Source organism: Streptomyces sp. NPDC057543 (genome assembly GCF_042801895.1).
Lineage (GTDB): Bacteria > Actinomycetota > Actinomycetes > Streptomycetales > Streptomycetaceae > Streptomyces.
The window spans coordinates 1-3,668 of sequence record NZ_JBHVFF010000483.1 but is presented as its reverse complement, the minus strand read 5'-3'; the positions used below and the strand labels follow the sequence as shown (position 1 = coordinate 3,668).

The window sequence follows — 3,668 nt, the reverse complement described above, 5'->3', positions numbered from 1 at the left end:
GCCGAGCGCCGCGCCCGGCCCGCGTGGCGGCCGGCCGCGGCCGGTCGACGGCGGACCGCGCGGTGGAGGTGGGGGAGGTCATCAGGCGTCGTCCTTCCGCTCGGTGATCCTGAGGTAGACGGCGACGAGGAGGAGCAGGAGCAGCATCCACAGTCCGCCTAGCGCGGTGGCCCGGCCGATGTCGAAGCCCTTGAAGGCGGTCTGGTACACGGCGGTCGCGAACGTCTCGGTGGTGCCGGCCGGTCCGCCGCCGGTGAGGACGTAGATGGTGTCGAAGTGCTGGAAGTTCCAGATGAACTCCAGCAGGAGCACGATCGAGGCGACACCGCGGACCTGCGGCCAGGTGACGGCGAAGAAGCGCCGGATGGAGCCCGCCCCGTCCATCGAGGCCGCCTCGTGCAGCTCCCTGGGCACGGTCTGCAGACCGGCCAGGAGCATCACCATCATCCAGGGGAAACTGGCCCAGGTCTTGGTGACGATGACGGCGAGCATCGCGGTGCCGGGCTGGCCGAGCCAGGCGACGGACTCGTCGATGATTCCGGTCTCCATGAGGACGCCGTTGAGCACCCCGTAGTTTGCGTTGAAGATCCACATCCACAGGAAGGAGACCACCACGCCCGGGATCACCCAGGGGAACAGGAACAAGCCGCGCAGGAAGCCGCTGCCCCTGAGACCGGTGTTCAGCGCGAGCGCGAGCGCGAAGCCGAGCGCGAAGGGGACGAGCGTCGCGCCGACGGTGAAGATCAGCGTCTGCTTGAGGATCGTGAGGAAGTCGCCGTCCAGCCAGTATGTGAAGTTGTCCAGGCCGACGAACTCCCGGCCCGGCAGCCGCAGATCCTGCTTGAAGAAGCCCGTGAACAGCGCCGACAGCAGCGGGTAGAAGATGATCGCCGCGAACAGGGCGAGTCCCGGTGCGGTCAGCAGCAGGGCGAACGCACCGTTGGAGAGCCGTCCGCCGGTCCGCTGACGGGGCGGGGGCGCCTTCTGGGGAGGTGCGGCCGTACTCATGGGTGTGTCCTCTCAAACGGGGCGGGAGCGCCGGGGCCCTGTGTGAACGCCATCCATGCTCCAGTGAATACAAGTTGCAGCATGCGGGATCGTTCTCCATATCGTGCGATGGCGTCAACCCTTTTGGTCGGTGAATCGCCGGTTCTGTGCAGGACCGGCGAACTCGCCCCACCTGCTCTGAACTTGAACTTCGGCTCGCGACAGCCGGGTCGGTGGCCGTAACCGGAACTTACAACGAATCCCACTGCATGAACAGTGGTTGCACAATATGGATGTGATGTACGTTCAAGGCTGCTCCGCTGCGGCGGGGAGTATCCGAGCTTCACACCAAGGAGGCCGCACCGTGCGGGAAGAAGAGGTCCATTACGACATCGCCGTGATCGGCGGCGGATTGGCGGGGACCTGCGCGGCCATCGCCGCGGCCCGGCTCGGCCGACGCGTCGCCCTGGTCAACAACCGGCCCGTCCTGGGCGGCAACGCCAGCAGCGAGATCCGCGTCTGGGTCTGCGGCGCCACCGCGCACGGCGTGCACCGCTGGGCCCGTGAGACCGGAATCATGGGCGAGCTGTACACCGAGAACCAGTACCGCAACCCCGAGGGCAACCCCTACTACTGGGACCAGGTCGTCCTCGACGCCGTCCGTGCCGAACCGAACATCGACCTCTACCTCAACACCGACGTACGCGAGGTCGACGCGAGCGGCCCCGACGACAGCCGCGAGGTGCACTCCTGCACCGGCTGGATGGTGGGCTCGGAGCGCCGCATCACCTTCCATGCACGCCAGTTCCTCGACTGCACCGGTGACGGCCTGCTCGGCCACCTCGCCGGCGCCCGCTACCGCATAGGCCGCGAGGCACAGACCGAGTTCGACGAGCCCTGGGCGCCGGCCGAGGCGGACCGGGCGCTGCTCGGCTCGACGATCCTCTTCCACACCAGGGACACGGGCAGGCCGACGAAGTTCGTACCGCCCGCCTACGCCAAGGACCTGTCGACCACGCCCATCCTGCGCAACCGCATCCTGCGCACCGGGGACAACGGCTGCGACTACTGGTGGATCGAGTGGGGCGGCGAACTCGACACCGTCCACGACAACGAGCGCATCCGCGACGAGCTCCAGGCCGTGATCATGGGCATCTGGGACCACATCAAGAACTCCGGCCAGTTCCCCGACGCGGCGAACCTCACCCTGGAATGGGTCGGCAGTCTCCCCGGCAAGCGCGAGTACCGCCGCTTCCTCGGCGACTACGTCCTCACTCAGCAGGACATCCTTCAGCAGCGCCAGTTCGCCGACCGGATCGCCTTCGGCGGTTGGTCCGTCGACCTCCACCCCGTACAGGGCATGTACGCCGACGAGCCCGGCGCCCGCCAGCGATACGCGGACGGCATCTTCCACATCCCGCTGCGCTCCCTGTACTCGGCGAACGTCACGAACCTGCACTTCGCCGGGCGCAACATCTCCGCCACCCACATCGCCTTCGGGGCCACCCGCGTCATGGCCACCTGCGCGACACTCGGTGAGGCCGCGGGCACCGCCGCGGCCCTGTGCGTCGCCGAGGGCCTCACGCCGCGCGAACTCGCCACCAGGCGACCGGAACTGGTACGCCACACCCTGCTGCGCCAGGACGCCTCCGTGATCGGCCTCGCCGACGACGACCCCGACAACGTGGCGCGCACGGCCCGCGTCACCGCCTCCTCCCACCTGACCCGTCTGGCCGCCGAACCCACACCGGCCGCGCCCGGCACCCCGTACCCCCTCACCCGCGACCTGGCCCTCCTGCTTCCGGTCGACCCCGCACTCGACACGGTCGACCTCCTCGTCCACGGCACCCCGAACGGCCAGTCCCGCGAACTCACCGTGGAACTGTGGAGCACGGGCCACCCCGAGAACGCGGTCCCCGCCGACCACCTCCTCACGACCACTGTCACCGTCCCGTCCGGCGGCCCCCACTGGGTCACGGCCCGCCTCGACCACCACCCCGACACCCACCAGAACGCGATCCTCATCGTCCGCGCCTGCGCGGACACGGCCCTGATCCTCCTCCCCGAACGCACCGACGGTGTCCTCGCCCTGCGCAGGAAGGCCGAGGGAGACGCGGCCGTCGACCACGACATCCCGGAAGAAGACGGACAACTGGTCCTGGAATGGCAGGCACGCGGCCTGCGCCGCCAGACCTTCGCCTTTCGGGCGGCACCCGACACCACGGCATTCCACCCCGAACGGGCCGTAGGCGGATACCAACGTCCCTACGGCGGCCCGCACATGTGGTCCTCCGCGTCGGAGGGCGCCGCTGAGTGGCTCTCTCTCGACTGGTCCAACGAGCAAGAACTCACCCAAACGCGCCTGGTGTTCGACGACGACGTCGACGAATACCTCAACAACCTGCACCGCCACCGCACCCCGTACGAGGTCATGCCGGAACTCGTACGCGACTACCGCATCCAGAGCCGCGACGCCGCTGGTACCTGGCACACACTCCTGACGGTGACGGACAACCGACGCCGCCACCGTGTACACGAACTGAAGGCCGCGGACGGCAGCCCCGTACGCACCGACGCACTACGGCTCGTGGTCGACGCGACGCACGGGGCACGGCGCGCGCACGTGATCGCCTTCAAGGCGTACGGCGCATAGCCACATGGCGAAGGGGTCCGGTGGAGGC

The 3,668-nt window shown here is 68.6% G+C and carries 2 protein-coding genes; one reads left to right on the top strand and one right to left on the bottom strand.

The genetic code is table 11. The features are described 5' to 3' along the window. Positions 1–81: 81 nt before the first annotated feature. Positions 82–1,008, bottom strand: coding sequence for a carbohydrate ABC transporter permease (locus ACFU8Q_RS40160; RefSeq protein ID WP_384464767.1), 927 nt, complete (start codon positions 1,006–1,008; stop codon positions 82–84). A 343-nt stretch (positions 1,009–1,351) separates the two neighbouring features. On the opposite strand from ACFU8Q_RS40160, the gene ACFU8Q_RS40155 reads away from it, so the two are divergent. Further along, the gene (locus ACFU8Q_RS40155) at positions 1,352–3,640 is read left to right on the top strand and encodes an FAD-dependent oxidoreductase (RefSeq protein WP_384464764.1); all 2,289 of its coding nucleotides are present in this window, start codon (positions 1,352–1,354) and stop codon (positions 3,638–3,640) included. Positions 3,641–3,668: the final 28 nt, after the last annotated feature.